This window comes from Aureispira anguillae, assembly GCF_026000115.1.
Classification (GTDB): Bacteria; Bacteroidota; Bacteroidia; order Chitinophagales; family Saprospiraceae; genus Aureispira; species Aureispira anguillae.
The window spans coordinates 1,157,876-1,181,230 of record NZ_AP026867.1 but is presented as its reverse complement, the minus strand read 5'-3'; the positions used below and the strand labels follow the sequence as shown (position 1 = coordinate 1,181,230).

The 23,355-nt window shown below is 35.0% G+C and carries 21 protein-coding genes; 6 read left to right on the top strand and 15 right to left on the bottom strand.

Annotation, left to right across the window (positions count from 1 at the left end; all coding sequences use genetic code 11):
* Positions 1-47 precede the first annotated feature (47 nt).
* Positions 48-500, bottom strand: coding sequence for a MarR family winged helix-turn-helix transcriptional regulator (locus AsAng_RS04405; RefSeq protein ID WP_264791577.1), 453 nt, complete (start codon positions 498-500; stop codon positions 48-50).
* A gap of 78 nt (positions 501-578) precedes the next feature.
* On the bottom strand, positions 579-899 hold the full coding sequence (locus AsAng_RS04400; protein ID WP_264791576.1) for a helix-turn-helix domain-containing protein: 321 nt from the start codon (positions 897-899) through the stop codon (positions 579-581).
* Positions 900-1,134: 235 nt separating this feature from the next.
* On the opposite strand from AsAng_RS04400, the gene AsAng_RS04395 reads away from it, so the two are divergent.
* Both AsAng_RS04395 and AsAng_RS04390 read left to right on the top strand, forming a co-directional pair.
* Positions 1,135-1,863 (top strand): S24 family peptidase, encoded by a 729-nt coding sequence (locus tag AsAng_RS04395; protein ID WP_264791575.1) that lies wholly within the window; start codon positions 1,135-1,137, stop codon positions 1,861-1,863.
* Between the two features lie 88 nt (positions 1,864-1,951).
* A complete protein-coding gene (locus tag AsAng_RS04390; protein ID WP_264791574.1) occupies positions 1,952-2,797 on the top strand; it encodes a glycosyltransferase family 2 protein in 846 nt (281 codons plus the stop codon).
* Between the two features lie 37 nt (positions 2,798-2,834).
* Here AsAng_RS04390 and AsAng_RS04385 read toward each other — a convergent pair whose 3' ends face one another.
* Both AsAng_RS04385 and AsAng_RS04380 read right to left on the bottom strand, forming a co-directional pair.
* The gene (locus AsAng_RS04385) at positions 2,835-3,119 is read right to left on the bottom strand and encodes a hypothetical protein (RefSeq protein ID WP_264791573.1); all 285 of its coding nucleotides are present in this window, start codon (positions 3,117-3,119) and stop codon (positions 2,835-2,837) included.
* Between the two features lie 311 nt (positions 3,120-3,430).
* A complete protein-coding gene (locus AsAng_RS04380) occupies positions 3,431-5,161 on the bottom strand; it encodes a tetratricopeptide repeat protein (RefSeq protein ID WP_264791572.1) in 1,731 nt (576 codons plus the stop codon).
* A gap of 781 nt (positions 5,162-5,942) precedes the next feature.
* On the opposite strand from AsAng_RS04380, the gene AsAng_RS04375 reads away from it, so the two are divergent.
* Complete coding sequence (locus tag AsAng_RS04375) at positions 5,943-7,397, top strand: lamin tail domain-containing protein (RefSeq protein ID WP_264791571.1); 1,455 nt, start codon at positions 5,943-5,945, stop codon at positions 7,395-7,397.
* 81 nt (positions 7,398-7,478) lie between these two features.
* On the opposite strand, the gene AsAng_RS04370 is transcribed toward AsAng_RS04375, so the two are convergent.
* From AsAng_RS04370 to AsAng_RS04355, 4 genes are all read right to left on the bottom strand, one after another.
* The gene (locus AsAng_RS04370) at positions 7,479-8,999 is read right to left on the bottom strand and encodes a leucine-rich repeat domain-containing protein (protein WP_264791570.1); all 1,521 of its coding nucleotides are present in this window, start codon (positions 8,997-8,999) and stop codon (positions 7,479-7,481) included.
* A gap of 17 nt (positions 9,000-9,016) precedes the next feature.
* Positions 9,017-10,687, bottom strand: a complete 1,671-nt coding sequence (locus tag AsAng_RS04365; protein ID WP_264791569.1) for a leucine-rich repeat domain-containing protein — start codon at positions 10,685-10,687, stop codon at positions 9,017-9,019.
* Between the two features lie 681 nt (positions 10,688-11,368).
* A complete protein-coding gene (locus AsAng_RS04360) occupies positions 11,369-12,613 on the bottom strand; it encodes a T9SS type A sorting domain-containing protein (protein WP_264791568.1) in 1,245 nt (414 codons plus the stop codon).
* 250 nt (positions 12,614-12,863) lie between these two features.
* Positions 12,864-14,123, bottom strand: a complete 1,260-nt coding sequence (locus AsAng_RS04355; RefSeq protein WP_264791567.1) for an alpha/beta hydrolase fold domain-containing protein — start codon at positions 14,121-14,123, stop codon at positions 12,864-12,866.
* A gap of 207 nt (positions 14,124-14,330) precedes the next feature.
* Here AsAng_RS04355 and AsAng_RS04350 point away from each other — a divergent pair, with 207 nt between their 5' ends.
* Both AsAng_RS04350 and AsAng_RS04345 read left to right on the top strand, forming a co-directional pair.
* Positions 14,331-14,912, top strand: a complete 582-nt coding sequence (locus tag AsAng_RS04350; protein WP_264791566.1) for a TVP38/TMEM64 family protein — start codon at positions 14,331-14,333, stop codon at positions 14,910-14,912.
* 42 nt (positions 14,913-14,954) lie between these two features.
* Entirely contained in the window at positions 14,955-15,467 is a 513-nt protein-coding gene (locus AsAng_RS04345) for a TlpA family protein disulfide reductase (RefSeq protein WP_264791565.1), read from the top strand.
* Positions 15,468-15,536: 69 nt separating this feature from the next.
* On the opposite strand, the gene AsAng_RS04340 is transcribed toward AsAng_RS04345, so the two are convergent.
* From AsAng_RS04340 to mqnE, 3 genes are read right to left on the bottom strand one after another with little or no spacing between them, the layout of a single operon-like run.
* The gene (locus AsAng_RS04340; protein WP_264791564.1) at positions 15,537-16,307 is read right to left on the bottom strand and encodes a menaquinone biosynthetic enzyme MqnA/MqnD family protein; all 771 of its coding nucleotides are present in this window, start codon (positions 16,305-16,307) and stop codon (positions 15,537-15,539) included.
* 13 nt (positions 16,308-16,320) lie between these two features.
* Positions 16,321-16,944 (bottom strand): histidine phosphatase family protein, encoded by a 624-nt coding sequence (locus tag AsAng_RS04335; protein ID WP_264791563.1) that lies wholly within the window; start codon positions 16,942-16,944, stop codon positions 16,321-16,323.
* A 14-nt stretch (positions 16,945-16,958) separates the two neighbouring features.
* Positions 16,959-18,149 (bottom strand): aminofutalosine synthase MqnE, encoded by a 1,191-nt coding sequence (gene mqnE, locus AsAng_RS04330; protein ID WP_264791562.1) that lies wholly within the window; start codon positions 18,147-18,149, stop codon positions 16,959-16,961.
* Positions 18,150-18,316: 167 nt separating this feature from the next.
* Between mqnE and AsAng_RS04325 the strand changes: the two genes are divergently transcribed.
* Positions 18,317-18,985 carry a hypothetical protein gene (locus AsAng_RS04325; protein WP_264791561.1) on the top strand — a complete coding sequence of 223 codons (669 nt, stop codon included), beginning with the start codon at positions 18,317-18,319 and terminating at the stop codon, positions 18,983-18,985.
* A 12-nt stretch (positions 18,986-18,997) separates the two neighbouring features.
* Here the strand turns inward: AsAng_RS04325 and AsAng_RS04320 are convergent, their stop codons facing one another.
* The 4 genes from AsAng_RS04320 to AsAng_RS04305 form a co-directional block, all read right to left on the bottom strand.
* Positions 18,998-19,705: a transposase gene (locus AsAng_RS04320; RefSeq protein ID WP_264791560.1), complete on the bottom strand. Its 708-nt coding sequence runs from the start codon at positions 19,703-19,705 to the stop codon at positions 18,998-19,000.
* Positions 19,706-19,866: 161 nt separating this feature from the next.
* Positions 19,867-20,208: a hypothetical protein gene (locus AsAng_RS04315; protein ID WP_264791559.1), complete on the bottom strand. Its 342-nt coding sequence runs from the start codon at positions 20,206-20,208 to the stop codon at positions 19,867-19,869.
* Between the two features lie 101 nt (positions 20,209-20,309).
* Positions 20,310-22,397 carry a ComEA family DNA-binding protein gene (locus AsAng_RS04310; protein ID WP_264791558.1) on the bottom strand — a complete coding sequence of 696 codons (2,088 nt, stop codon included), beginning with the start codon at positions 22,395-22,397 and terminating at the stop codon, positions 20,310-20,312.
* Positions 22,398-22,408: 11 nt separating this feature from the next.
* The gene (locus AsAng_RS04305) at positions 22,409-23,257 is read right to left on the bottom strand and encodes a PorV/PorQ family protein (RefSeq protein ID WP_264791557.1); all 849 of its coding nucleotides are present in this window, start codon (positions 23,255-23,257) and stop codon (positions 22,409-22,411) included.
* Positions 23,258-23,355: the final 98 nt, after the last annotated feature.

Below are 23,355 nucleotides of genomic sequence, written 5' to 3'. Positions count from 1 at the left end.
ACTAAAACATTTAATGTACCTACACCTTTATAAGCAAAAAAAAGCGCTTATGCGCCCCGCATTTTATCCAACAAGTCAGACAATAATAATGCTTCATCATCGGTAAGATTTACCAATGTATTTTCTTGTTCAATCACTTTAGATATTTCATCAATCATATCCAGACCAGCCTCTGTAATCATGACATCAACCCTTCTCCTATCTTCTGGACAGGCATTTCTTTCTAGCAAACCTTTTTTAAGAAGTTTGTCAACCAAGCGAGACGCATTAGAATTTTTGTCAATCATCCGCTCTATAAGTACTTTTACTGTAGCGGGCTTGGGTCTCATTCCTTTTAATATACGCAATATATTGTACTGCTGTATTGATATTCCAAATGGTTTTAGCAATTGCCCATAAACGCCAGCCAACCATGAAGCTGTAAAATTCAGATTAACAATTGCTTTGGTTTGTGGATTTGGAAAAGGTTTAGTTTGTTTTATTTCTTCTTCAATTTTCATTCGACAACGTTTTAAGATATTCTTTACGCTACAAATGTATACAAAAACATTAGATGTTGCAACATTTAATTCTATTTTTTATTTTTTTTCTTCCAAATACTCCTCAATAGTAGCGTATTTTCCATTAATCTTAAACTTCACATCCAAATAATCCTGTATAGCAATAAGCTTAGTATGAATAGGAGTAGCCAAGCCGTCTTCTATCAGACTCAATCCATTTTGAGTAATGCCAACTGCATCTGCTAAATCTTGCTGAGAAATTCCCTTGTTCAAACGCTGTTCCCGTATTTGCCCCCCAATATCTTGATAAAAATCCCGATCTGTTGTTCCCTTAGACGAACCACTACAAGCCATCAATACATACATTCCAAATACCAACAAAAATATTCTACCTAGCATAAATACAATCTTATGTTTCAAAAACAAACAAAAATGTTTGCATTTTAATATTATTTTTAATAACTTTACTTTCAAGTTAATCATTATTGATTTGAACTTGATTTTTCTATCTATACAAAGATAAAACTTTTTGTTTTAACAATTCACTAGTTTGTTTAGTTTTATAATAATTTTCAACTATTTATAGTTATATTATATCTTAATAAACTAATATACATTATAAAGAATAAGCACCATGTCTAATTTTATTGATAATACGGTTAACCAACGTTTTAGATTGGTTTATGACCAACTAAAAGAAGAAGGCAAAATCAAAAGCAAGTCTGATATTGCAGCTCAATTGGGCACTTATAATCATGTTGTCAACAGCATACTAAAAGGTAAGCGTAATATTACCTTAGACCAAATGAACAAATTAATTGATATTTATGGAATCAATGCCAATTTTTTATTTGGGGGCAGTAATCAGATGTTTGATGGACATGAGAATATGCACATTCCCTTGGCTGAAAAAATCTATGCAGGGCAAAAGAATATTGTTTTGGTCAACGCACAAGCTATGGCGGGAAATTCTTTGGGTGCTCAAAATTCTGATTATGATGATGCATCACAAGAAAAAATAGAAGTTCAGAAATTTTCTATTCCAGGCTTAGAGGGCGACCTTACTGCTATAGAAATTAGTGGCGATAGCATGCTTCCTAATATAACCAATGGAGATATTGTCATCTGCGAAAAGGTAGAGAGTGGTCCATTAGGTTCTATCAAAGATAATTCGGTTTATGTAGTTGTCACTAGCGATTCTGTCGTTGCCAAACGGGTTCAAAATATCAGACAAGGTAACCAAACGGTTGGGCTTCGTCTAATTTCTGATAACCAAATTTACCCTCCTTATGAGGTAGAGATACAAGAAGTTCTTGCTCTTTATCGAGTAAAACATAGAATTACCAACTATGGTATTGCCTAAAAAAATCTTCTTTCATAAAAACGCTAAAAGATGCTCTCTTTTAGCGTTTTTTATTTAGCGCCTTCCCTTCACCAACTAAATCACCTAAATGCAACTTTCTGTTATAACAGCTACCCACCATCGAGCAAAAAAATTGGCTAAACACTGCCTTCCTAGTTTGTTAAAACAAACCAATACACAGTTTGAGTGGGTTGTCATCAATGATGGTGCTTGCCCTAAGACTCAAGAACTTGTTCAATCTTATCAAGACCAATTGTCGATCACCTACATAGAGACCACTCACCAAGGCTTAATTGCAGCACGAAACTTGGGGTTAGATCAAGCTTCTTCTGAACTAATTTGTTTTTTGGACGACGACAATAGCTTGGCTCCTTCTTTTATTGCAGATATGGTAGATTTTTTTGCCAAACACAAAGAAATCTCAATGTGTACCCCCATAAGAAGGCAACGAAGAGATAGCTACAGAGATGGTCTTCGCATAAAAACTGGAAAGGAATTTTTTCGTCCTTCATTAGATGCTATACCGCAAGATTTTGTTCAAAATTTGCCCAAAGCGTGGTTTGATAGCAATGGCTTTACACATCGTAAACAGGAACAAATCAGATTTAACCCCAACACACTAATTATGTCTGATTATGAGTACCTTCTCCAATGTTTCTCTATTTGGGGGCTACACTCTCTAGCAATACTCCCCAAAGAATTGGTTTTGTATATACAAACAAACGAAGGAATTATTGGTCAATCTACTTTTTCGGATTGGCTCAAAGAATTTGAATTCATACAACAAAACAGCGCACAATATTCCATTTTTGAGCTTGTCCCTCCAGAGCCTTGGCTTTCTGAACAAATTGAAACAATTCGATCCAAAGCCATTGCCAACAAAGCGCTTCCTGGTTTTGCAAAAAAGCCACCCGTAAATAACAATTTAGGGTGACTTCTTTTTATTTTTGATGGTCTGATGAAAAAGCTTCTTATAATTCAATTCCTTGATTATATAAGAAAACTACAACGCCCATTTTTCCATTTTGGGTTTTCATCATTTCTTCCAAGTCTGTTTTTAAGCTTTCTTGTGTAGCAGTATCTTCTGGATTGCTCTCCATTTTATTGGCAGTATCTTCCGTAATTCTTTTTTTCACTTTACTCCAAAAATTACGAGAGGTTCTTTCTAATTCAATTCCCTCTTCTTTTCTTTTGGTTAGAGCATCTGCCAAAATTTTTACTACATGGTCTATTGCTACCTTCACATCTTCCGCCATAACGATTCAAATTGTTTTAATTGTTTTTATAATCAACATGGTATTTTCACACCATAAATCTACCCGATAAATATATCAGGTTTTTAGCATAATTCAAAACCAAAGGATAGTCTATTTTTTGATAAAGTTTATGGTTCTTTGACAAATGGTGTGGAATCGTAAGCTACCTTGCCTGCTTATTACTACTTTTGTTATAAGTAATAGGTCGTAAGTCGTATGCTTAGTTCCTGTAAATACAGGACATACGACTTACGATCGATTACTTTCTTCTAAACCACATAAACGTTAGATTTTCCTAATCCTTGTTATTGTTATTGCCTCAAAGAAGGATCTAGTCGCTCTGCCTTTTTTTGAAAATCACTTGCCAAGCCATAATTCCCCATCCGTTTATGGGCATGCCCAATAACCAAATATGCTTTAGCATATTGACTGTCCTGCTTCAAAATTTCTTCCGCTTTGGCAATACAAGTATCATATTCACTCATTTTAAGGTAACTAATTGCAATATGATATTTGGCATCCAAGAACAAAGGGTCTATTCTCAGGGCATTATCCATTGCAGCAATAGCATCATAATGTTTATCCAGAGCCAAATAAGAAAGCCCCAAACTAAAATAATATCGTTTTTCCTTGGAATTGAGACCAATTGCTTTCTGATAGGCAATAATAGCATTTTCAAAACGCTTTAGCTTAAACCAGCAGCTTCCCAATTTATAATAAACAAATTCATCTTGCTTGCCTGCATCAATGGTCGCTAAATAATAAGCACCCGCTTCTTGAAACTCTTCTCGTTCATAATAAATTTGCCCCAAGCCTTGATAAGCTTTGGCATGAGCAGGTTCCAAATCAATTGTTTTCTTAAACTCCTCTCTCGCTTTTTTGGTGTTCCCTACTTCCATATAATTAAGCCCAAGATTAAAATGTAAAGATGCAGCTTCAGAGTGTTCGATAATTCCCTTTTCTAAAACTTTAATTGCTTCTTCGTATTTTCCATCCTTGGTATATTCACTGGCTTCTCGTCCGTATTTTGAGATATTATCGTCCAAATGGTTGTGCAAATCATCATCGTTTGTACCATATTTTCTAGCCCACTCAAAAGCCTTTGCTGCGTTTTTGCTTTTTCCGAGTTTACTATAACTTTCCCCCAATAAACGCCAAGCTTCTGCATTTTTTGAATTCCGCTTGGTATAATCTTCCAAATACACATTTGCCGCTTGATACTCTTGGGCATAAAAATGTGCTTTTGCCAAATCGTACAATAAATTGACATCCTTATCACGACGCAAATAGGCTGTTTCTAACAAAGGGATTGCTTCTAGATAGTTTCGATCATTGTAATAGATTCTTCCCAAATTAAGATTGGTATTAAAATGTCGGTCGTCTAATTCTAGTGTATTTTCATAGGCAGCAATAGCATTTTCTCGCTCTCCAATATGCTGATGAGCAATAGCCTTTAGATAATAAAAATCTGGGTTCGTAATTTCTCCCTTATAGTCATTAAGCTTTGTTAAACAACGATTATAATCTTTCGTTCTATAAACTTCTAAAGCAGCATTGTAGGCTTTGTTTTCTATCGTTTGAGCATCACCATCAGCCCGAATATTTTCTTGTGCTGCTTGCTTATCCAAATATTCCTCTATTTCTTTGAGTTTATTAGTCGCCTTACTATAGGCAGGGTCTATCTGTAGTGCTTTTCTCAAATACAATACTGATTTTTGGTATTCCTCCAAACTAATATAAGTCAATGCTAGATTATAACAAAGTGTTTTATCAGAAGGAGAAAGCTCGATTACCCGTTCATAAAGGTCTACAGCAATTTCATTTTGCCCCGTTTCTTCATGGCAACTAATCAAAGCTCTAAAAGCGTGTACAAAATTAGGATCTTTGCTAATTGCCGCTTCAAAAAAAGGAATCGCACCTTTGTAATTTTTTAACTTAAAATAGGTTAGCCCTGCATTGTATTCCTTTATTGCCTCTGGTTTTTGAGCAACCAAAATAGAACCACATCCCAATAATAACATCATAACAATAACCTTCATCATAGTAATACTTTTTCATCATTTTAGAGACTAAGCACATCGTATAAACACTTCATATTCATTAGTCTTCTTCAACCATTAGTTTGGTAAAAACCTTATTAAATTGATTTTTGTTTTTTAAACAAGAATCAAAACCACATGAACCCAGCTATGCGGGTTCATAAGCGATAGCGCATAACAAACGCAGGTACCACATAAACGTAGTGCACGAGCAGCTTGGTACTGTGTATCAACTGGAATGCCCAGCACTACAGGTAATTACCAAACTATTATTAACAAAACAACTTCGTATAATAGTTTAATACTCCGTTGATTTTCAAACGGAGTAATGATAATTGGGAATAAGTTATAATAATTGGTGTATTTCTTAAGGGAGAGATTTTTTCTAAAAAAGATGGAGAATTGCTTGATTAGATTAAAATAATATAAATATTACAAAGCACCTCTATTAAGATACGTAAGAACGAACCATTAGGTTAATAATAAAACATTTTTTTTTAGATTCATAGTTTTAAAAGAGATCACATTATTATCTAGATGTTATTATTTATTGAAAAGTATTTAAGATTAAATCAACTAAATTTAACATACAAATTTTATCCTTTATACCCCTTGACACACCAAACCTTTATGACAAAAAACAAGGTTCTTCAAAATTAAAACTCCCCTCCTATTCTTTATATTGTTAAATACTAAATCAAAAACAAAAATCCTTTTTTGAAAATGAACATTTTTAGTTAATTTAGCGCTCTTAGTATATATGAATTGACTAAATAACACAATTATGAAAAAATTATTTGCTACTCTTTCTGCCATCTGCATGGTAAACTTTGCTGCACAATCTCAGGTAGTTATCAATGAGGTTCTTTATAATATCCCTGGAAGTGGAGAAAATGAAGAGTTTATTGAGCTGCACAACATGGGAGCTGCTGCTGTTAATTTGCAGAATTATACCTTTACACAAGGTGTTACGCACACATTTAATAGTGGAACTATTCCTGCTGGAGGTTACTTTGTGATTGCTTCAGATTCTGCTGCATTTCACGCTTCTTTTGGCGTTGCTCCAGATGCAGTTTGGACTAGTGGAGGTCTAAGCAATGGAGGAGAAGATATTACGATCTATGATGGTGCAGGTACTCTAATCGATTCTGTTGATTATGAAACTTCTGCTCCATGGCCTGCTGATGCTGCTGGACAAGGTCGTTCGTTGCAATTGTGTGACCCTGTTACAGATAATAATCTTGGCACTAACTGGGGAACCTCTAATATTGCTAACGGTGTAAACGGAACTACAGGTACCGATTCTTTGTATGCTACTCCTGGTCTTGTTAATGCTTGTGTTATTGTTGTTCCACCACCACCACCAAGCTACCCTGTCTATACCTTTGATCAAATCAATAATGTTGACACCAATGGTACGGCTGATTCTGTTAATGTTACTTGCGAATTAAGAGGTATTGCTCACTGTATTGACCTTAGAGGTGGTACAGGTATTGATTTTAACTTTGCAAACAGCAACAATAGTGCTGGTGTAAGAGTATTTTCTTTTGTAGATGTAGATAACTATACCGTTACTTCTGGTGATTCTTTACATATATGGGGAGAGGTTGTACAATTTAATGGTTTGTTGCAATTTGCTCCTGACAGTATTGTTGTTATATCTCAAGGCAACCCTACTGCTACACCTATGTTGGTTACTCAATTAAGCGAAACCACAGAAAACAGATTGGTTATGTTTGCCAATATGCACTTGGTTGATACTGCTGAATGGACTGGTTCTGGTTCTGGATTCAACGTTCGTATGACCGATGGTGGTGCTGATACCATTGTTGTTCGTATTGATAATGATGTTGATTTGTATAGCCAAACTGCTCCTTTGGGAACCTTTAGCATTTCAGGATGGGGAGGACAATTTGATTCTTCTATTCCTCGCAATGAAGGTTACCAATTGATGCCTTGTAACATGATGATGATAACAGGTACGCATCAAGTAGAAAATAACAGTGGTTTGGTTCGTATTTATCCTAATCCTGCCTCTACGCTATTAAATGTTCAAAGTGATGTAGAAATCCAAACTATTGCAGTATACAACACACTTGGACAAGCTGTTGTTAATCTAAATAATGTTAACACAACAACAACTCAAGTTGCTACTAGCGATTTAGAGAATGGTGTTTACATCATTAGCATTGTTACCAATGAAAAAACAATGACACAACAATTCCAAGTTGTAAAATAAGTACTCGTTAATACTTATAAAAAAACCAAATTTTACAGCTGTAAAATTTGGTTTTTTTTATTCCCACAATCACTCTATTGGTTAAAACTCTACAACCGTATTAGGAAGTAATTGCTTTATTCTTTCTAACTCTCCATCGTTTAATGGATTGTCCGACAGATATAATTCTTGCAAAGTATTGCTCAATTGTCCCAAAAATGCAGGTAATGTGGTAAACTGATTGTTTCGCAAGTCCAAAAATTGGAGGTTGTCCAATGTTCCTAATTCAGTTGGTAATTCAGAAAGTCGATTGTCAGACACATCCAACTCTTCTAAATGATTTAGGGCTCCAATGGTCGCAGGAAGTTTTGTCAAACTATTCTCTTCTAAGTTCAACCAAGTTAGCATTGTCAAATCACCCAAACTATCGGGCAAGTTTGGCAAATTATTAAAACTTAGATCCAACCGTTCTAAACTTTCTAGTTGCCCCAAAGCATCATCTATTATTTGTAATTTATTAGAATTCAAATAAAGCTCTCTCAACTCTACTAGATTATAAATTTCTTGATCTATATAATCAATTTCATTATCCTTGCAATCTAACCAAGTCAACGCTGTAAGTTCTCCCAAAGCCTTGGGTAACTGCTTAATTTTATTTTCGGACAAATCCAACCACTCCATTGCTTTTAGATTGGCTATTTCATCAGGGATTATGGTTAGCCCTGTAGCCGTTAAATCAAGCTCTTGAAGATTGGACATCTTTGAGACGACCTCTACCCAACCATTAAAATCATTGTGCTCCAAATTTAATCGAGTCAAGGCGTGAAGCTGCTCCATAGAAGCAGGCAATTCTTTGAGCTGATTGCTGCGCAAATCCAACCACTCTATTCGTGTGAGTTGACCAATTGATTCAGGAATAGCAAGCAAACGATTTTCAGATAAATCCAGCCATTCTAAATTCACCAATTTTCCTAATGCATCTGGTAAAGTTGTAGCATCAATTCCAGTTAGATCCAGCTCTTTTAGTTGTACTAACTCACAAATACTTTCTGGCAACTCCCCTAATGGATTCTCTTCCAAGTCCAACCATTCCAAACTTTTTAAATCAGCAAATTCTTCAGGCAAGCCTTCTAATTTATTTTCTGATAAGTCCAACCATTTTAAGGCGGACAACTGGCAAATTTCTTTTGGCAACTGTCCCAATTCATTAATTTCTAAATTAAGTTTTTTTAATTTTTTCAATTGCTCAAATGACTTGGGCAAGGTATGTAGTTGGTTATTTTTTAAGTCTAGCCACTCCAACTTCTCCAACTCTCCAAAAGAAGTAGGCAATTGTTCAAAATTATTAGCCGACAAATCTAGCCAAGTCAACAAGGGCAAATTCGTTAATTTTTCAGGCAAAACAGCCAATTGATTGTCCGACAAATCCAACCAATTTAAACTGCGCAGCTCTGCGAGCTCATTGGGCAATGCAGTCAAATTATTACATTCCAAATTAAGCCGCTCTACGCCTTCTATTTTTTTTATTTCAGCAGGTACAACATCTAGTTCTCTTCCGCTCCAATCTACCTCTTGAATTGGTCCTTCTTGAATATATTTTTTTAATTGGTTCTCTATCTCCATAATTCGTAAATTAAGCCCTAGGCTAAATCAAAATAAATATTAGTATTGGGTAATAAATCCATAATTTCTTCTTTGTCTTCTACTCTAAAATAATTCCCTTCAAGATATAATTCCTCTAAAGAATCGGCAAGCATTCCTATCTCCATTGGTAATTCCGTAAATCGATTATTTCTCAAATCCAACCACCTTAAAGCTCCCAAATTGGCAATCAAATCAGGCAGTTTTGCAATTTCATTATCTGATAAATCTAACTCTTTCAAACGTTTGAGGTGAAAGATTTCTCTTGGAATCCGAGTTAAAGCATTTCCTTCCAAGTTTAAGCGTTCTAAGCGTTGTAATTGCGTAAAATTGCTGGGCAAATCCGTCAATTCATTATAACTAATGTCCAAATGTTTTAGTTTGACCAACTCCCCTATTTCTGTACCTAAATCAACAAATAGATTATACTCTAACCGCAATTCTTTTAGCGATTTTAGTTGGGCGATACTTGCTGGCAATTTGTCCAATTGATTTTCTCTTAAGTCGAGAATTTCTAAAGCCGTTAATTCACCAATTTGCAGGGGTAAATCTTCTAAAAAGTTTTCAGAGAGATCCAACCTTTTGAGATGGATCAATTTATGAATTGAGAAAGGTAACTGCTTCAATTCTATCCCCGTTACATCCAAATCTCTTAATGCAGTTAACTCACAAATTACTAAGGGTAAATGCTCTAATGGGTTTAACTCTATATTTAAGACTTCTAGTTGCTGCAAACTTGACAACGTTGCTGGCAAGCTATCGAGTTGGTTATCGCTTAGATCTAATTGTTTTAATCCTTTTAGCCCACCAAATTCAGGCGGTAAAGCTTCTAAATAATTAGCCGATAAATTTAAATATTGTAGTTGTCGCAAACGACCAATTTCACTTGGCAAGCAAACCAACCTCATGGCCGTTAAATCCAGTCGTAATAAATTTTTAAACTCACAAACTACTTTTGGTAATTCCTTTAGTGGATTTCCTTCTATATTAAGTTCCTTCAGGTTTGACAAGGCAGATAATTCCCCTGCCATATCCTCTACTTGGTTGTAACTAATATCTAAATATTCTAACTGGTTGCAAGTCGCCAATTCCTTCGATAAAAAAGTCAGCTTGTTAATGGATAAATCTAGCCATTTCAGATGGATCAAAGCGCCAAAATTGGCAGATAATCCACTAATCATGGTATCGGAAAGATCTAATTCTCTAAGATTGGTTAGTAAACCAATTACTGTTGGAATTTCCTTCAAAGGATTACTTTCCAATTTTAAAGCATAAAGTTGCTTTAGGTTGGCGATTTCAGAAGGTAGCGTTTTTAGTCTATTTTGTTGAATAGCTAATGCGTTTAGATTGGTTAGAGCGCCAATCGCAGGTGATATTTCACTAATTTTATTATTAGAACAATTTAACTGTTGCAACTTTGACAAGTTGGCTATAGTAGTAGGAATTTGCTGGATAAAATTATGCTCAATATTCAGCACTTTTAGTGCAGCTAGATCAGCTATTTCTTGAGAAATTTCCTCTAAAATATTACCTGACAAATCCAACGATTCGAGATTAGCTCTTTCTTTAACACAGGCTGGCAACTGTTCTAACGACTGATCACTCAAATTTAGGTGTTCAATAGTAGCCTTAGATTTAGCATTCAATAATTTTTTTATTGACTTATTCATATCCATGCATACTAATTTAATAGTTCAAGGGAAAGGGAAGAGATCTAATTTAGTATCGTTTATTAACTCCTAATTTTGTCCATTTACCTACTTTATCCAATACAATACATCTTGTATCAGTAGGATTAGGTGTTAATTTCGTTTCTAAATTAATAAAGTTTTCTCGATTCTCCCAACAAACGCTGCAATGAGAAATAATATATATCTACAGATTGATATTAAACAGTAACAGCTAAATTCTTAATCTTATTATTTTTTGAAATTTATGGTAGTAGGTTTAACCAGCGATTCTCGGTTTGTAAAAAATGTTAATATGTTATGTAAAACGATACTTTTTTGTTCTTTCCATTGATGAAAGAACCAAAATCTAGGGCTAGTACTCCAATTTGTATGACATTCCCTGACTAATTAGCTTCGCTGAGCCTTCGGGTTTTCGATTTTTTACACCACGTAGTAGCAGCGAAGCTAATGCCAGAGGCCCTTCGGGTTGCTTCCTTTGGTCGCAACTGTAAAAAATTACGAAAACTTAGCCAGATGTCAAATTAAATTTCCGTAACGCCCAGTTCAAGAATAAAGCATTAACACATTTAATCAAAATACTACACTTAATACCTTAAGTCGTATTAAAAAATAAACAAACCGAGAATTACTGAGGTTTTAACTAGCAATACTCGCTCTTTCCTATCTAAGAATAACTTTAGTTGTAATAGGAGTTGCTTTATGATCCTCAAATTTTAATTCTAAATAATAAACCCCTGCAGCAATTTTTTGACGATTTAACACAAAATGGGATGCTCTGATCGCTTCTTGATGATAAATAATTTGACCTAAATTATCATACATTGTTAGATCATAAGCAGTAGATGGATCATCAACCTCAATAACGACATTGGTAACTACTGGATTGGGATAAACATTCACTGTCCTTTCGGAGAAAGAGATAGGGGCTTCACTTGCAATGAGGGGACAAATTATTTCGTGCAAAAACAACAACGTTCCTGTAAAAACACTGTCCTGCCACAAGGGATCATCGACATAGCTTACATGACTGTTACTATTGGGTATGGTAATCAGTACATTTGGAATCCCTAAGGCTGTTGCTGTATCTGCGATTACTTGACTCCCTTCCAAATAAGAAATTGGAAACCCTGCAATTGTTCCATATCCTTGTCCATAGGGGACAATGTTATCATTGTCATCGTGAACACTAAAAACAGGAACATCTCCTGCATCTATCCAAGCTGCATTTCCCAATGCGCCCGAAAAGTTGATTACCCCTTGTACTGTAGAAGAGTATTGAGTATTGGCACTTGTATTTCCTTCATGCCCTCCATTATTATTGATTGCTACTTGAATATGAGGAGGAATAGTATCTGTAGTATCTAAGTACGCTGCATGTAAGGCCATAATAGCTCCTGCTGATCCACCTCCAACAAAAATCAAATTGGTATCAATTCGATATAAATTGGCCGTTGCGGCATCCGCTCGAAAATGGCGAATAGAAGCCTTCATATCCCCCAACGCCTTCATTACTACATCAGCAAAAACAGTAGAATCAGGAAAAGGAACAAAAAGACCATCAAATAGACGATAATCAATGGTCGCTGCTACATAACCGTGTTGCGCATAATAATGGCATAAGGGAGCCATATCTGTTCGTTCCCCCAAAACAAAACTTCCACCAAAAGCTAAAATAATTAGTGGTCGATTGGAAGCAGTATCTCCCACTGGTTGATATACATCCATATATAGGCTATCTGTATTCCCAGCATGGGTTGTATTCACTCCATATAATATATTAAATGTCGTATCAACAGCAGCAAATACTTCCGTTAGATAACGGGTATTATTACAGGTAGAATGCGGCGTTTGTGCTTTAGTTGGGGTGGTTAATAAAAAGAGAAAGAGTATTAATAAGTAGTTCATTTAAAGCTGGTTCTTATTTTAAGGGATATAAAAAATGTTCTGTCTAAACACAAATAGACAGAACATTAAGATAAGGGTATTTTTTAATAATACTCCGTTGCTTTTTTAGTTTTTTAATAAAAACATAAAAAAGCATCTTGTACTACATTAATTATTAGCATATTAACACTTTAAATCACAAAAACATACAATACTGATAATTAATGTAGTACGATGTTTTAACGGAGTAATGTTTTAAATTAAACAACTCTTAACGAAAAATAACTTTTGAACGTATTGGAGCTATTTGACTGTCTTTGAAGTTAATATTGACGTGATAAATCCCAGCTGTAAAGTATTCTTTTCTCAATATGTATCTTGTTGTTGCAATGTTTTGTTCTGCAAAAACCTGACGTCCCATATTGTCATAAATAGCCAAATTATAAGCAGCAGGCAAATCCTCAAACTGAACAACCATATCGATTTCGGATGGATTAGGATAAATATTAGCTAAGATCGTTTCTAATTCCACAGCGTTGGTTGCAGAGATCAGTGGACAAAGAACATTATCATGTAAAAAATCACTAGAAGTATTTAGCACTGTATCTTGCCATTGAGCAGCATTGCCCCCAAAGAAACTAACATGCCCTGTACTATTGGGAATTGTAATTAAAAAGTTGGCGATTCCAACAGTTGTTGCCCTTGTATGCATTTCGCTACTTCCTTCCACTGCTATAATTGGAAAGCCAAAAATTGACGCATTCCCTGCGCCATAGGGTACTGTGCCATCTCCATCATCATGCGCAGAAAAAAGCGGCGGGTCATTCGCATCAATATAATCAGCATCACGCAAAGCCCCAGAAAAATTAACTACCCCACGAACTTCTGAACTATACATCCCTGCATTGGCACTGCTATTTCCATCAAAACCACCATTGTTGTTAATGGCGGTTAGCTCACTAGCTGCTATGGCATCCGTAGAATCAATATAGGCTGTATGACTAGCTACAATTCCTCCTGCCGAAATCCCTCCTACAAAAATCATATCGGGGTCAATTTTATAAGTATTGTTCGTTGCAGCATCTTCTTTTAGAAAACGTACTGCTGCCTTCATATCTGAAACGGCTTTTATCACTACATCTGTCATTGTTGTAGCATTAGGCAAAGGAATCAAAGCACCATCATAAAGTCGGTAATCTATAGTCACGGCAACAAAACCACGTTGCGCATAATATTGGCATAAGTCGCTCATATTTCCTCGATTTCCTCCGATAAATGAACCTCCAAATGCCAAAACGATAGCAGGTCTAGCAGTAGCCATATCCCCTACTGGTTCATAAATATCCATATACAAATCTTGATTATTACCAGCATAGGTAACGTTATTACCAAATAAAACCGCTAAGGTAGTATCTACTGCTCCAAATTCTTCACTCACATAACGGGTTCCATTACAAGTAGCATGATTCTGGGCATTAACACTACACATGATACTTAACAAGATTAATATTGTAAAAATGTTTTTTTGCATGTTTTTTGTTTTAATTAATTTATTATTTTAACTTTTTAGTTGGCTTTAAGTTAATTTACAACAATATAATAATTTTGTAACTTTATTTTAATAGAGCCACTGAATCTATCCCAATTTCTTTTTGTTAAATAAGTATTTGAAGGAACTTTGTTTTATGTCTGAACCGTTAGATCTTGTATCTTGCTTTTTCATCAATCCTCCCAATATATGTCAGCTACCCCACTCCAAAATATAAAAAAAACAATCCACTATATTTGGGTTAGTAGTGTTCTAGTAAGCTTAGGTTATATGCTCTTGTACCCTTCTGCTTTTAGTGTCGAAGAAGTTTCTGCCTTTTTGCAAGAATTTGACCATTGGGTTTGGTTGGTATATATTCTCATTACTTTTTTAAGAGGTATTTTACTTTTCCCTAGTACCCCCTTTGTCTTGGCAGGAGCCATTCTTTTTCCTGAACAATTAATCCTAGTAGGAATCATTTCTATTTTGGGTATTTTATTTTCTGCTACCTTACTTTTTTATTTTGCCGAAATAATTGGTTTTGGCGATTATTTGTCTCAGAAATACCCCCATAAAATAGAAAAAGCTCGCATTGCATTAAACCAACCGAAGGGAAAATGGCTGGTGGCTGCTTGGGCATGGTTCCCTTTTGTTCCTACTGATATTATCTGCTATGTAGCGGGATTGGTTCAAATGCGGTATTCCATAATGATAACTGGCATCTTTTTAGGAGAGAGTATATTGATTAGTCTTTATTTGTATCTTGGCAAGGATATTTTGTCCTTTCTTTAAAAGCAAGATCGCTTAATCTATTTCATTTAAAAAATCAATATAATGCGTTATCTACTCCTTATTCTTTTTGTGGCTGTTACCAATTTTAGTTATGCTCAAAAGAATATAAAAACAATTATCGAAGAAAATAAATTTACAAGCCTAGATGGGAAGCATTCTTCACTTACTGAAATTTTTAAGGCTAATAAAGGGAAGGTTATTTATATTGATTTTTGGGCAAGTTGGTGTGGTCCTTGTAAAAAAGAGATGCCCGCTTCTGTCCAATTGCACCGTAAATTGAACGATGAGGACATTGTTTTTGTCTATATTTCTATTGATAAAAATGAAGCTGCATGGAAGCGCAGTATGGACAACTTAAAGATTACTGAAGTTGGGCAACATTACCGCCGCAATCAAGATGAGATGATCGAGTTTTTGAAGTTCTTTTATATTTATTCCATCCCTCACTATATGATTATTGGTAAAAATGGACAAATTAGCAATCGAGATGCCTTGCCTCCTAGCAATCCCAAAGTAGAACGCCAATTGCGTAAATTGCTAAGAGCTAAAGCATAAACTACAAAACTCGAAATTAAAAAAGGTAGCTTAATACTACCTTTTTAGATTTTCATCAATGTTTTGAGTTTATTTGCTGACTAAAACTTCTCGCTTGGGTGCTATGTATTCCAAAAATAATTTTAGAGCTTGCCGCTTTTCAGTTGTTAGTTCGTAATCTATATAACGATGGTAATATTGATGGACATCAAAACCAAGGTAACTAGACTGAAAAAGTTGCGCCACTTGATGCCGTTTTTGAATGCCCAGTTCCAAAGCCGCAGTAAACTTATCTAAAAATGAAGTTGGCAATTGCCTATTACTTACCCAAGCAGCAAAAACAAAGGGCAAATTGGTATGTTTTTTCCAAATCTCACCAAGGTCATAGGTATAAGCGTATTTTCCTTCTAAACCAATGGTTCGATCTCCAATAATTAAAGCGGCTGTTTTATCTCCGATTTTTTGTTCAAACCCTGCTAAAGCATTAATAAATTGAGGATTTATTTTCCAATAATTTGTAATTAAATAACGGGTTAATGCAACAGAAGTTTTTGATTGGTAATCTAAATATAGATGTGTAACCTCTTCAATTGGGCAGGCAGAATAAATACAAACTGTCTTAACAGCTCCTTCTGTCCCTATACAAAAATCAGAAATAATATGAGGTGTTTCTAACTGAGGTATAGCCGCAACAGGAATTAAACCTAAATCAACTTCTCCCGCTATTAGTTTTCGAGCACATTCAGAGGGAATATCTAAACTCAGATCAACGACTTGGTCTAATTCAGATTGAAATAGTCCATATAAAAATGGCTTGGTATTAAGATAAGATACTGCTGAAATTTTGAATGGTTGTTTCAAATTTATAGCTGTTTTATTTTAGTTTAATATTACGTTCTGTCAAATGAGAGATGTCATCTTGAACCTTGAGATGAAACCGCTCTCCGTCAAATTCAAACACACACAAACCTGTATTATGGTGTTTATACTCTGGCATCATAGATAAAGGCTGCTCTTGCAAAATGGCCATCAAATAAGCCAGACAACCACCATGGGTACAAACTAATATTTGCTGATGTTCTAAGGTTTTTAGATATTCAACAAATCGTGTCAATCGCTTTCCCATTTGACGAGCACTATCTCCCCCAACTGCAGAATTATCATAATTTCCGTTGGACCAAGATTTTAATAACTCCAAATAAGCATTACGCATTTGTTCATCGGCAGATTTACCTTCCCATTCTCCCCAGCCTATTTCATCCAAATCACTTAATCGCTCTGTTGGAATTCCCAATTGCTCAAAAGGTTCTGCCGTTTGTTGAGTACGCTTTAATGTAGATGTGATCAAGTACTCAAAAGCAATATGTTTATATTGATCAAAAAAAGCTAAAGCTTGCTCTACTCCTGTTTGATTCAAGGAAGAATCAACTCCCCTTCCTTGTACAATTCCATTTATATTATACACTGTTTGCCCATGCCGATAAAGATAAATTTTCATATTGCTTATTTATATTACTTTTGAATAACAGGCAATGATAGGTATCCTGTTAATTCATCCTGATTAAAATCATAATCCATATAATCTTGTATAACATTATAAATTGTATCTCGCTCTATCGGATGTCGATTTACAGCTTTAATTAATTCTACCAATTGCTGTGTGTTTAAACTAGGCGACTGCTCCTCAGAACCAGCCATAGAATATATTTTTGTTGTATCGTCTATGGTTCCGTCAATGTCATTCACGCCAAAGGCAAGCGATAACTGAGCCGTTGCACGACCAATCATTGGCCAGTATGCTTTGATGTGGTCAAAGTTGTCTAGGTAAATTCTACCAATCGCATAATTTCGTAAATCTTCTACTGAAGATACTTCTTCTAAATGCGATAGCTCATTGTTTTTATTCCTAAATTTTAATGGAATAAAGGTCTGAAAGCCTCCTGTTTCGTCCTGTAATTTACGCAACTGATCCATGTGATCTACCCGATGTGTATAGTCTTCAATATGACCATATAACATCGTTGCATTGGAGCGTTTTCCTAAGTTGTGTAGTATTTTATGTATTTCTAGCCATTGATCGCCCGTACATTTTCCTCTAGCTATTTTTTCTCGAATTTCAGGATGAAAGATTTCAGCTCCACCTCCAGGCATAGAATCTAAGCCCGCTTCAACCATCGTTTTCATTCCTTCTTCATAAGAAATCTTAGCCTTCTTGAAAACATAATGATATTCTACAGGTGTTAATCCCTTAATGTGTAATTCTGGACGATGTTTTCTTATTGCCTTGAATAAATTGATGTAAAAATCAAAATCGTATTGAGGCAATACCCCTCCTACAATGTGAACTTCTGTAACAGGTTTGTCGTCGTATTCTTTGACAATATCCAACATCTCATCATGGGTTAATTCCCAGCCCTCAGATCGTTTTTTTATTAGTCTAGAATAAGAGCAGAAGGTACAAGTATAGACACAAACATTGGTTGGTTCCATGTGAAAGTTTCTATTAAAATAGGTCTTATCACCGTGTTTCTGTTCTCTTATATAATTTGCTAAAACGCCCAAATACCCTAATGATGCCTTTTCGTATAAATACAAAGCCTCGTCATTCGTAATACGTTCACTTTTACTTACTTTTTGAGCTATTTTTTGCAATTCTTTATCCAATGTTTCATCTTGGAGCAGAACATTTATATTTTTGTCCATATAGTATTTTTTTATTCGACTATCTGCTTATTTGAACGAATCCTTTATTCGTTTTTCTTATCAAAAAAAGTTTGAATATTTGAAGTATACAAATGTACAAATAATTTAGCTTAGTCGAAGTATAACCTTTTAAAACTTTCAGAAAAAATTGAAAGTTCTTTTACTCTATGAATAAATTAACACCAGAACTGGTTCAAAAGTTTGAATTTTACTCTATTTTTCTTAATAATATTTTTCTATTTTTAGGTGTTTTGCTGCTAGGATGGTCCTTGTTTGAAACACTTTTTTTATTTTGGTTAGAACTCCTCTCTGCCTTGGTTGTCCTCATTTATCTCATTCTAATTGTTCCTATAAAATATGGTCGCCCTAATTATCACCAATTACCAGAATATCAACGCCCTGCACTCAAAGTTATTGGTTTAACTGTTTATACTTTGATCCTGCATTATATTGCTTTGGTCTTTATTATTCATATTGGACAAGTTGATGGCTGGGATACGACTCAAGGTGTCTTTCATACTTTGCTGCAAATGCCTGTACAACTTTGGAATGCTAGCCTGCTTCTGCTAACCGTTGTCTTTCTATTGGCTTACTTAATGCCTCCTCTACTATTGGAACGCCAAGGCATTCAGCCCTCTCTAGATGTAATGCCTATGCAAACTAAGGTGATGATCCACCCCAGCCAGTTTGTTGCTCACTATTTGTGGTTTGTGACTTTATGGGCTGCTCATTCTTTTTTTTCTATCAAAAACCCAATCCTATTAATGGCCATCCTGATGGTTCTGAAGTCTGCTTTTGAGGCTTATCTTTTTCATCGTACTAAATTACAACTCTAATGTCTGGCTCCTCTATCTTAACCTGTCTTTCTGCCAATTTTGTGGATTGTTGTGTATGTATTCCTCAATTTTCTTGTAGGATTGCTCTGTTCTTATAATGTGCTCCCAATAATTTCTTTGCCAAACTCTCTTCCTAAATTTGCTCCATCCTAATTGCTTTACTCCTCTTATATATTCGTTGGTGGTCATGGTTTTAAACCATTGGATGACCTTGGGTAATGCCGTTGGCCTGTTTCGTTGATTTATTTTTTTGGGTGGGGCTGTTCTTTTTTGTTTATTTTTGGGGTGTTCGTAGGGGGAAACACTTTGGTTTCCCCCTACTTCACTTTGGTTTTTCCTTTCTTGGTTTTTCTTTATTTGGTTGTTTTTGGTTTTGTCTGCCTTTTCTATTGTTCTATTTTGGGATTGCTTTGGGGACTCTGTGGGACAACTATGCACTGTAACCGTTTGTCCTTTATTTATAATAATTGCATGAAAATGATTTGGCATTACAATGTATGGTCCACATTCTATATCTTCAAATTTGGTATTTAGACATTGATACCATCTTTCTATCATTTTTCCTGCATCATTTAAATATAATTTTCCTTCAATAATTTCTCCCCATAAATGTGCTCGATCTTGACAGCATATTGTAATAAAATATTTTCCCTTTTGGGTGTAATCGTAGCCTTTTAATCGAATAGATTTTCGGTTGTGTTTTTTAGGATTGTAAACCATAAGACGTTTTTTGGATGGACTATTTTTTTTTACAAACCATTATTAACGCCTCATAATGTTCATAGGTTTCATCCAAACAAAAACGCATTATTTTATCGATTATTTATTAATAAATAATCGATAAAATAATGCGTTGCAATTTGCTCTTACAGTGCCAATAATCAAGATTCTAAACTAAACATATTATCTGTATTGGTATTAGAATCCAAAAACTCTAAACCATCTTGGTTGTCAATGTATTTTTCTTTGACTTTTGTTTTGAGGTTACCATCATCGTCAAAATCATCATCTTCAGCAATAATATTTTTTGCTCTTGCTCTTGACATTTTAATTAAATAAGACTTGTCTTCTGTTTCAAATGGAAGTCCTTTTTGTCGAACTCCTTTGGCATCTGAAAATGATATTAAGTGTCTCCAAAAACCTCTAGGGTAAGTTAATTTTATTTGTTCCAAAAGTTCATCAGATAGGTTTTCGTAACTTTTTATTATTTTAGGCTTATTCATAGTTTCCCAACTTTAATAAAAGAAGTGTTCAATTTTATTTTATAGTAATATTAAGATAAATCTATTTGAATAAAAATAATAATAATTCCGTTTAGTTTTTTTTAAAATTTCGCTCGTAATTGAATTTTTATTTCTGATCTAGTTCTTCCTTCTATTTCTCCCAAGCCAGAACTAATGACTTCTCGGTCAACAAAATAGGTTTGAGAAAAACGAAACCAAGCCGTTAAATATTGATTGATTCTATAATTTATATTAAAATAATATCGTAAACCTTGCCCATAATAAGGCAGCACAGAAAAAGCATACAATACATCATTTTCATAAGCATAAATACGAGTATCATAGTTATCGGTATCAAAAAAGGCTAAACGAAGTTGCATTTTTAGTGGGATAATTTTAGGTTTGATTACGACATCTTGATAAATCATAAAACCTTGATTAAATTCTTGGTTCTGATAAAACGAAAACTCAATCCGAGAACTCAATGCGAGTTGACTAGATGCTTTGTACCCAAAATGGAAGCGCAAATTATGTTTGTCGTGATTAATAATCTGGTCGATATGGGTTAAGTTATTTGACAAGTTTTTGCCCTTTCGTTCAAAACGATATTGTGCATAGGTATTCACAAAATAGTTGGGTGAATATTCTAACTTTCCAAAAACTTCATAACCTTGCGTAGGTGCATCGACTTGATATCGCAACCAAGGAAAACGAAATAAATCAAAATAAGTACTCATTTTAACCCCTGCTCCTAGTCTTGATTCTAAGCCAATGTATAAACCAGACTCATTACTTGCATCAGACGTTTCTCCAAAAGCATTGCCATTAAGCGTGTAATATTTTTTATCATAATAACGGTGTAAAACAGCAATACTAACCCTTGGATCTAATTCCGCCAATAATGAGTTCAATGTAGCTATTCCGCCTTTTTCGTTGACTGCTGTTTCTCCAAAAAACTGAATATTTCGATAACGAACCGAATAATCAATACTAGCATTAAGACTTTGTTTCCCTATAAAATCATACTGCTGATATAAAGCTGGTTTTTCTTTTTTTAATTCATTGGTCAAATAATTGTAAACAAAATTACCTGCAACATGCCAACTTTTGCCCGTATAACGCACTCTAGCACCAGAAGTTAGAAAACCAATAGAATTTTCGTCTTCTATTTCACTAATTGTTCGATGGTATCCAATATCTTGTAATGAACTCACTTCTATGTCCAAATCATCTGTCAAGGAATCTAGTTCTGATTGAATATTAGCATCTCGCTGGCGAAAAGAGCCAAAAACAGTAACTTCTAGATTATTTTCTTTCAAAAACCGAAAATGCCCTGCTGCTCCCCTCATAAATAAAGCTTCATTGACAGAGGTATAAGGTCGAATCGGCAATGAAATCCGTTTGATATTTAGCACTTGAGCCCCTTTTCGGATGCCAAAGCCCCCCCAAACGGTTAAGCCCTGACCAAAATAAACCTGAAAATCGCCCAATGCAATACTATGTACATGCTTAGAAATTTTCTTCAGATAAAAGTGCCCCGAATAATAGTCAAATCCCTGAGGATTAGAACCTGTAAAAAACTCTTCTCCAGCATCTTTTTCCATGGTCAGACCCAAGCTCATTCTATCCTTGTAGGTCATTCTATAACGCAAATAAAATTTATCTGGCGATCCTAAGTATCGAGTTCCTGTTCCTGGCTTATAGCCCTTTTGTTGTTCTAAAATTCGTTGATAACGAGCAAAAATTTGATGGCGACCAAATTTAAACATTTTGCCAAAATTCATTTTTTCTTGCTCTTTGGTAGCAGCAACAGCAATATAGGGCGTCAATCGAACAATCGTTTTCACATCAAAAGTAGGCACGCCTTGTAACTCATACAATGAAAAAATTTGCCCGAATCGCTTTCGATATAATAACAGTGCTTGAATTTGGATTGCAGAGAACATACCAAAAGCTGTTAATTCTTGCTCTGTTGCATTATTCAAATCCAATGGGTTCTTCCTATATTCTTCCAAATATTCAAATTGAGTCCCAAAATCAAAGTTTTCTCCATCGCTATCTTCTACCAAATTTTCTATCAAAAATTGGGTACTATTGCTCAACTCATTTTCTTTCTCTTTTTCATCTTTTTGTGCCCATAAAGAAGATGAGAAAAAAACAAGTGTAATTAGTAAAGTTATCAATCGCATAGTTGGTTCGTTTAATGTCCAGAAGAAGCTTTTTGGGGTGCCTTATCACCAACAACATAGCTGATAGACAGCCCAGGAGTAAATCCTAAGATAGTATGGTAACTAGTAGCTAAATCTATTTTTAGTCCTTTCATATTTAACCCCAAGCCAAAACTTGCCATTACAGGACTTGTAGAAACACCTGCTCGGACATAAAGTACATTAATTGGATGATACTCTATACCAAAACGACCATTAAAAGGCTGCTCTAAGTCTTTTTCCAACTCTGCTGTTAAACGCAATTTTGAAGAAGGAATATAGGCGACTCCTAGTTTAAAAATAGAAGGAAGGGCATCCCCATTGGGCAACTCAATTCTAACAGGACTAAATGTATGTGCAGCAAGGTGAAAATGTTTTGTCACTTTTGCCAAAATCCCCAACTCAAAAGTAAAAGAATGTGCCGTGCCGTATTCTCCTATTCTAGTGCCCAAATAATTAAACTGCGCCCCAATAGACACTCTCTTAAATAATTTTCTGGCATAAGACAGACCAATTTTTTGTTCATTGTATTTGCCATAGCCAAAATAATGAACACTCAAACCTATGGTTCCAATAGATTGGTGAGGATAGGCCAACCCAAATAAAAAAGAGTTTAAGCCATCTGCCAACAAAAAACGACGTTCGCCATAAGCTGTAAACGATAAATGTTCTAGATAGCCTAAGCCTGCCTGATTCGTAAAAATACTATTAATATCGGTAAAGGTTAAGCTAGCATTTCCCATTGCTGCACCTCTAGCACCTGCATTTTGAGGGATTCCATTCTGGGCAAAACCTGCTATATAGAAACAACTCAGTATAACAGTTAGTATTTTTTTTTTCATAAACAAAGTTAGTTATTAGCACAAATCCAATGACCTAACAAAATGAGGAATCTCACGCAGCAATCCAAGCCATTGGAGTTTATTTTTTTGTAATTTTA

What these genes read in the sequence shown, in the direction of transcription:
- AsAng_RS04395 (WP_264791575.1), top strand. Translation starts at nt 1,135, where the DNA reads ATGTCTAATTTTATTGATAATACGGTTAACCAACGTTTTAGATTGGTT.
- AsAng_RS04385 (WP_264791573.1), bottom strand. Translation starts at nt 3,119, where the DNA reads ATGGCGGAAGATGTGAAGGTAGCAATAGACCATGTAGTAAAAATTTTG.
- AsAng_RS04345 (WP_264791565.1), top strand. Translation starts at nt 14,955, where the DNA reads ATGCGTTATCTACTCCTTATTCTTTTTGTGGCTGTTACCAATTTTAGT.
- AsAng_RS04310 (WP_264791558.1), bottom strand. Translation starts at nt 22,397, where the DNA reads ATGCGATTGATAACTTTACTAATTACACTTGTTTTTTTCTCATCTTCT.
- mqnE (WP_264791562.1), bottom strand. Translation starts at nt 18,149, where the DNA reads ATGGACAAAAATATAAATGTTCTGCTCCAAGATGAAACATTGGATAAA.
- AsAng_RS04370 (WP_264791570.1), bottom strand. Translation starts at nt 8,999, where the DNA reads ATGGAGATAGAGAACCAATTAAAAAAATATATTCAAGAAGGACCAATT.
- AsAng_RS04325 (WP_264791561.1), top strand. Translation starts at nt 18,317, where the DNA reads ATGAATAAATTAACACCAGAACTGGTTCAAAAGTTTGAATTTTACTCT.
- AsAng_RS04360 (WP_264791568.1), bottom strand. Translation starts at nt 12,613, where the DNA reads ATGAACTACTTATTAATACTCTTTCTCTTTTTATTAACCACCCCAACT.
- AsAng_RS04305 (WP_264791557.1), bottom strand. Translation starts at nt 23,257, where the DNA reads ATGAAAAAAAAAATACTAACTGTTATACTGAGTTGTTTCTATATAGCA.
- AsAng_RS04400 (WP_264791576.1), bottom strand. Translation starts at nt 899, where the DNA reads ATGCTAGGTAGAATATTTTTGTTGGTATTTGGAATGTATGTATTGATG.
- AsAng_RS04365 (WP_264791569.1), bottom strand. Translation starts at nt 10,687, where the DNA reads ATGAATAAGTCAATAAAAAAATTATTGAATGCTAAATCTAAGGCTACT.
- AsAng_RS04355 (WP_264791567.1), bottom strand. Translation starts at nt 14,123, where the DNA reads ATGCAAAAAAACATTTTTACAATATTAATCTTGTTAAGTATCATGTGT.
- AsAng_RS04390 (WP_264791574.1), top strand. Translation starts at nt 1,952, where the DNA reads ATGCAACTTTCTGTTATAACAGCTACCCACCATCGAGCAAAAAAATTG.
- AsAng_RS04315 (WP_264791559.1), bottom strand. Translation starts at nt 20,208, where the DNA reads ATGAATAAGCCTAAAATAATAAAAAGTTACGAAAACCTATCTGATGAA.
- AsAng_RS04320 (WP_264791560.1), bottom strand. Translation starts at nt 19,705, where the DNA reads ATGGTTTACAATCCTAAAAAACACAACCGAAAATCTATTCGATTAAAA.
- AsAng_RS04350 (WP_264791566.1), top strand. Translation starts at nt 14,331, where the DNA reads ATGTCAGCTACCCCACTCCAAAATATAAAAAAAACAATCCACTATATT.
- AsAng_RS04405 (WP_264791577.1), bottom strand. Translation starts at nt 500, where the DNA reads ATGAAAATTGAAGAAGAAATAAAACAAACTAAACCTTTTCCAAATCCA.
- AsAng_RS04375 (WP_264791571.1), top strand. Translation starts at nt 5,943, where the DNA reads ATGAAAAAATTATTTGCTACTCTTTCTGCCATCTGCATGGTAAACTTT.
- AsAng_RS04335 (WP_264791563.1), bottom strand. Translation starts at nt 16,944, where the DNA reads ATGAAAATTTATCTTTATCGGCATGGGCAAACAGTGTATAATATAAAT.
- AsAng_RS04380 (WP_264791572.1), bottom strand. Translation starts at nt 5,161, where the DNA reads ATGATGAAGGTTATTGTTATGATGTTATTATTGGGATGTGGTTCTATT.